General features: G+C 69.5%; 6 protein-coding genes. 4 read left to right on the forward strand and 2 right to left on the reverse strand.

Annotated features, from left to right (window positions below; all coding sequences use genetic code 11):
* Positions 1-132: HIT family protein (locus tag ACWELQ_RS34875; protein ID WP_452401283.1), on the reverse strand; the 132-nt coding region annotated here is incomplete at its 3' end.
* Between the two features lie 92 nt (positions 133-224).
* On the opposite strand from ACWELQ_RS34875, the gene purD reads away from it, so the two are divergent.
* Complete coding sequence (purD, locus tag ACWELQ_RS34880) at positions 225-1,508, forward strand: phosphoribosylamine--glycine ligase (RefSeq protein ID WP_452401278.1); 1,284 nt, start codon at positions 225-227, stop codon at positions 1,506-1,508.
* Positions 1,509-1,582: 74 nt separating this feature from the next.
* Here purD and ACWELQ_RS34885 read toward each other — a convergent pair whose 3' ends face one another.
* Complete coding sequence (locus ACWELQ_RS34885; RefSeq protein ID WP_452401279.1) at positions 1,583-2,698, reverse strand: M23 family metallopeptidase; 1,116 nt, start codon at positions 2,696-2,698, stop codon at positions 1,583-1,585.
* A gap of 71 nt (positions 2,699-2,769) precedes the next feature.
* Here ACWELQ_RS34885 and ACWELQ_RS34890 point away from each other — a divergent pair, with 71 nt between their 5' ends.
* The 3 genes from ACWELQ_RS34890 to purB all read left to right on the forward strand — a co-directional run.
* Positions 2,770-3,930: a pyridoxal phosphate-dependent aminotransferase gene (locus ACWELQ_RS34890; protein WP_452401280.1), complete on the forward strand. Its 1,161-nt coding sequence runs from the start codon at positions 2,770-2,772 to the stop codon at positions 3,928-3,930.
* 69 nt (positions 3,931-3,999) lie between these two features.
* The gene (locus ACWELQ_RS34895; protein ID WP_452401281.1) at positions 4,000-4,605 is read left to right on the forward strand and encodes a TetR/AcrR family transcriptional regulator; all 606 of its coding nucleotides are present in this window, start codon (positions 4,000-4,002) and stop codon (positions 4,603-4,605) included.
* 205 nt (positions 4,606-4,810) lie between these two features.
* Positions 4,811-6,227: adenylosuccinate lyase (purB, locus tag ACWELQ_RS34900; RefSeq protein WP_452401282.1), on the forward strand; the 1,417-nt coding region annotated here is incomplete at its 3' end.

A 6,227-nucleotide genomic window follows, 5' to 3' on the forward strand; every position in this document is an offset into this window, starting at 1 on the left:
CTGGCGCGGCACCACCAGCGTGTGTCCCTGGGTGACCGGGGCGATCGTCAGGAAGGCGACGAATTCCTCGTCCTCCCAGACGAACCGGCCCGGCAGCTGACCGTTGATGATTGCGGAGAAAACAGAAGCCATGTGGGGGACATTACGCGCGGATGTTCGCCCTCGCGCGAACGCTCGACAGACCGCTACCGGTCACCGCGGGCCAGCCCTTTAAGCTGTCTGCCGTGCGCGTACTCGTCATCGGTTCCGGAGCCCGTGAACATGCCCTCGTCCTGGCGTTGCGGAAGGACCCGGCGGTGACCGCGGTCTACGCCGCGCCCGGCAACGCGGGCATCGCCCAACACGCGCAGGTGCGTGCCGTCGACGCCTCCTCCGGGGCGGAGGTGACCGCGCTGGCGCAGGAGCTGGGCGTGGACCTGGTCGTGATCGGACCCGAGGTGCCGTTGGTGCTCGGCGTGGCCGACGCGGTGCGGGCCGCCGGGATCCCGACCTTCGGGCCGTCCGCGTCCGCGGCGCGCATCGAGGGCTCGAAGGCCTTCGCCAAGGACGTCATGAACGCCGCCGGCGTGCGGACCGCGCACAGCGAGATCGTCGATCACCCGGGCGAATTGGACGCGGCGCTGGATCGTTTCGGGCCGACCTGGGTGGTCAAGGACGACGGGCTGGCCGCGGGCAAGGGCGTCGTGGTGACCGCGGACCGCTCGGTCGCGCGCGAGCACGGCGCGGAACTGCTCGAGCAGGGGCATCCGGTGCTGCTGGAGTCCTTCCTCGACGGACCCGAGGTGTCGCTGTTCTGCCTGGTCGACGGCGAGACCGTGGTGCCGCTGCTGCCCGCCCAGGACCACAAGCGCGTCGGCGACGGTGATACCGGGCCCAATACCGGTGGCATGGGCGCGTACACGCCGCTGCCGTGGCTGCCCGACGAGACGTTGCAGGCCATCGTCGACGATGTGGTGAAACCCGTTGCGGCCGAGATGGTTCGCCGGGGCGTGCCGTTCAGCGGCCTGCTGTACGCGGGTCTCGCGGTCGGCCAGGCCGGGCCCGCGGTGATCGAATTCAACTGCCGCTTCGGCGATCCCGAGACGCAGGCCGTGCTGGCGCTGCTCGACAGCCCGCTCGGTGAGCTGCTGCACGCCACCGCCACCGGGACCCTCGACCAGGTGGCCGCGCCGCGCTGGAAGGACGGCTCGGCCGTCACCGTGGTGCTGGCCGCCGAGAACTACCCGGCACGCCCGCGCAGCGGCGATGTCATCACCGGGGCCGAATCCACCGGCACCGGAACCGAATCCGAGGTCATGCACGCGGGTACCGCGCAGCGTGAGGACGGTGCGCTGGTCTCCGCCGGTGGCCGCGTGCTCGCCATCGTCGGGCAGGGTGCGGATCTCGCCGAGGCGCGTAAGAACGCCTACGACCGGCTGGCCGCTATCAAGCTGCCGGGTGGCCACTTCCGCTCCGACATCGGGCTGGCGGCCGAAGAAGGACGCATCAGCATCCCGGCCCAGGTCTGACACGACGGTCGAAAAAGCGCCCGCCCGAACCGAGTTCGGGCGGGCGCTGTCGTATTACCTGGCGGCGTAGTCGTTTATCCGATGATGATGCCGTGCGCGGCCAGCCAGGGCTGCGGGTCGACGTGCTGGCCGCCGATGATGATCTCGAAATGCAGGTGCGGGCCGGTGGAGTCGCCGCGGTTGCCGATGCGGGCGATCTGCAGACCCGCCGGGACGCGCTCGCCCACCGACACCGAGAAGTCGTACATGTGCCCGTAGACGGAGATGGTGCCGTCGTCGTGGCGGATGCGCACCCACAGCCCGAAACCGGAGGCCGGGCCCGCGTCGATGACCGTGCCCGCCGCGACCGCGTAGATCGGTGAGCCGATCGGAGCCGCGATATCGATGCCCGCGTGGAAGGTGCCCCAGCGCGCGCCGAATCCGGAGGTGAACACGCCCTTCGCGGGCAGCGCGAACCCGCCGAGGCCGGGAATCACGAAGCCGGGCGGCAGCGAACTGTCCGGCGCAGGGGTCATCCACGGCTGCGGCTGCCCGGCCACCGCGGCCGCGGCCTCCGCCTTGGCCCGCTCCAGTGTCGACGCCGCGGCCGCCGACACCACCGCCTGCTCGCGCAGGTGCTCCCCGTTGGCGATGGCGTCCAGATACCGTTTCGACGTCTCCGGCGTGGCTTGCACCTGGAGCGGGAACTGCACCGGAACCCGCAGCGCCACACCGGGACTCACCGGCGCATCGGTCGGAGTCAACCCCAGCGCCCCGTCCGCCCCCGCGAACACCAGCACCGCGACCATCCCCCCGATCAACACCCGATGCTGAATGCTCCACGCCCGCACCGTCGGCCACCGCCGCCGCGCCTCGGCCCGCCCCCGCCCCGCCAGCTCGACCGCCTCACCCCACGACCGCGGCCGCTCCCGCCACATCCGGCCTACCCAAGCCCCTACGAGCGGCGCGGTCACCCGCAGCCAGGCAACGACCTGTCGCGCGAAAGTGCGCAGATCTCGCCCGGCCTCGTCGAGGAACTCCCGGATCCGAGACGGCCGCGATTCGTACGCGAGGTACGACCGCAGTCCCGGCGTATAGCTGCCCGCCGGTTCGGCGCGAGTGGGGTCTGCGGTCTCGTCGGTCCGGCCGGGTTCGGGTGGGTGCGGGTCGGCCTCCGGGGTGTTCCCGGTGGTTGCTGGTCCCCCCTGCACTGTGCCCTCCTCAGGCATTCGCACGACCGTTCCCGGACAGCCGGGGGAGCGGGTGCTCTACCGTCTGTCGGGTGCGTATCGAATCTCGCCGGTCGACCATTCCACCTTTTTACGTGATGGACGTCTGGAAAGCAGCAGCTGAACGGGCCCGGACTCACGGAGATGTGCTGGTGCTGGCTGCGGGACAGCCGTCGACGCCCGCTCCGGCGGCGGTATTGCGGGCCACGAAGGCCGCCATGGACAGCGAATTGCTGGGATATACCGAGACATTCGGGATCCTGGGATTGCGGGAGGCCATCGCCGGGCATCATCGCGACACCTACGGGGTGGCGGTGAGTGCCGAGGACGTCGTGGTGACCACCGGTTCGTCCGGCGCGTTCACGTTGCTCTTCCTGGCCGCGTTCGACCTCGGCGACACCGTGGTGGTGGCCCGGCCGGGGTATCCGGCCTACCGCAATACGCTGACGGCGCTGGGCTGCGACGTGGTGGAGCTGGACTGCGGCCCGGAGACCCGGTTCCAGCCGACCGTGGCGATGCTCGAGGCGCTACCGGAACCGCCCGCGGGCTTGATCGTGGCGAGCCCGGCCAATCCGACCGGCACCATGATCGCGCCCGCCGAGCTGGCGGCGCTGGCCCGCTGGTGTGACGCGCACGGGACGCTGCTCATCTCCGACGAGATCTATCACGGCATCGTCTACGACGAGGAGACCGAACCGACCTCGTCGGCGTGGGAGACCTCGCGCGAGGCGGTGGTGATCGGTTCGGTGTCGAAATACTTCTCCATGACGGGTTGGCGGCTCGGCTGGATGCTGGTGCCGGAATCTTTGCGTCCGGCCTTGCAGCGCTTGGCTTCCAATATGACCGTGTGCCCGCCCGCTATTTCCCAGTTTGCGGCCGTGCACGCTTTCAGCGCCGAGTCGAAAACAGAACTGGACGGTCATGTGCGGCGCTATGCGGCAAACCGTCAGCTCTTGCTGTCCGGGCTGCCGAAACTCGGCATCACCGACCTGGCCCCGGCCGATGGCGCGTTCTACGCCTACGCGGATATCGCCCACCTGACCGATGATTCGATGCGCTGGTGCACCGAGGTGCTCGATGCCACCGGTGTGGCGCTGGCCCCCGGCATCGATTTCGACACCCGCAACGGCCATCACACAGTTCGCTTCTCGTTCGCCGGAGCCGGTGCCGACATCGAAGAGGCACTCGACCGGTTGGAACGGTATTTGGCCTGATCTGCCAAGCAGTTTGAACGCGGTGGGCAAAATGCACACAGCGTCGAAGATGACTGGCACGATTGCACCGTGACCACTGCGACGACTCCGAAAGGCGAACGGCGTCGCCAAGCGCTGGTTTGTGCCGCCGCCGAGCTACTGCTCGAGGGCGGCTTCGAGGCGGTACGGCACCGCTCGGTGGCGACCCGGGCGGATCTGCCGCTCGCGTCGACCACCTACTACTTCGAATCGCTGGAGGATCTGATCGCCCGCGCGGTCGAATTCTCCGGCAATGCCGAACTGGATGCCATGCGCCGCCGCGTCGGTGAGGTGACGCATCGCCGCCGCGGCGCGGACGCCACCGTCGAACTCGTGCTGGACCTGCTGGTGGGTCCGGAGATTCAGGACGAGGACGCCCGCGGGCAGCTCATCGCCCGGTACGAGCGGTCGGTGGCCTCGGCCCGGCACAAGGAACTACGCGAGGTGCAGCTCCGACTACGAGCGCAGCTCGACGAGCTGCTCGCCGACGTGCTGCGGCGCTCCGATCGGATCGTGCGCGCGGAACAGGCCCGCCGCTTGGTGGCGGTAGTCGATGGGGCGGTGGTGACCGCGCTCGGTGAACTCGACCCTCAGCCGCGCCGCATGGCCCGGGTGGCACTGCTCGAGATCATCGACATCGTCGCCCCACCGGCATGACCCACCTCTCGGGACTCTCAGGGGCAAGCCCCTGAAACCCCAATGGAGGAACGGCTCGGGGGCCAGCCCTGAAACCCCGCCAGAATTTGGCGGATGGCTGAAACCCCAAGTGCGGGACAGCAAACAGGGTGCGGGCCGGGAGTCGGGCTGTGGGTGGCGATACTGGGGCAAACCGGCGGGAAACCCACCGGTAAACTGGCAAAACGTGACCTTCGTGCCTAACGTTCTCGCCACTCGCTATGCCAGTCCGCAGTTGGTTCATCTGTGGTCGCCCGAGCACAAGATCGTGCTGGAGCGCCGGTTGTGGCTCGAGGTGTTGCGAGCGCAGGCCGAATTGGGGGTGGAGGTTCCGGCGGGGGTCGTCGAGGACTACGAGCGGGTCATCGACCAGGTCGATCTGGCGTCCATCGCGGAGCGCGAGCGGGTCACCCGCCACGATGTGAAGGCCCGCATCGAGGAGTTCAACGCGCTCGCCGGGCATGAGCACGTGCACAAGGGCATGACCTCGCGCGACCTCACCGAGAACGTGGAGCAGCTGCAGATCCGGCTCTCGCTCGAGCACGTGTACGACCACGGTGTCGCGATCGCCGCGCGGCTGGCGGAGCGGGCCGCGCAGTACCAGACCCTGGTGATGGCGGGCCGCTCGCACAATGTGGCGGCGCAGGCCACCACGCTGGGCAAGCGATTCGCTTCCGCCGCAGACGAATTGCTGATCGCGCTGACCCGGGTGCGGGAGCTGATCGACCGCTACCCGCTGCGCGGCATCAAGGGCCCGATGGGCACCGCCCAGGACATGCTGGATCTGCTCGGCGGCGACGCGGCCAAACTGGCGCAGCTGGAGCAGAAGGTGGCCGGGCACCTCGGTTTCGCCAACGTCTTCACCAGCGTCGGCCAGATCTACCCGCGTTCGCTGGACCACGATGTGCTCTCCGCGCTGGTGCAGGTGGGCGCGGGACCGTCCTCGTTCGCGCACACCATCCGCCTGATGGCGGGCAACGAGCTGGTCACCGAGGGCTTCCAGCCCGGCCAGGTGGGTTCCTCGGCCATGCCGCACAAGATGAACACCCGCTCGTGTGAACGCGTCAACGGCTTGCAGGTGGTGCTGCGCGGCTACGCCTCGATGGGCGCCGAGCTGGCGGGCGCGCAGTGGAACGAGGGCGACGTGTTCTGCTCGGTGGTGCGCCGGGTCGCGCTGCCGGACGCCTTCTTCGCCATCGACGGCATGATGGAGACCTTCCTGACCGTGCTGGCCGAGTTCGGCGCCTACCCGGCCGTGGTGGACCGCGAGCTCAACCGCTACCTGCCCTTCCTGGCCACCACCCGCCTGCTGATGGCCGCGGTGCGCGCGGGCGTGGGTCGCGAGACCGCCCACGAGGTCATCAAGGAGCACGCGGTGGCCGTGGCCCTGGCCATGCGTGAGCAGGGCCGCGAGCCCGATCTGCTGGACCGCCTGGCCGCCGACGACCGCATGCCCCTGGACCGCGCCGCCCTCGACGCCGCCCTGGTCGACCGCTCCGCCTTCATCGGCGCGGCCGAGGCCCAGGTCTCCGACGTGATCGCCCAGGTCCAGAAGCTGGTCGACGCCAACCCGGAAGCGGCCCGCTACACCCCCTCCCCGATCC

This window comes from Nocardia sp. NPDC004722, assembly GCF_053601505.1.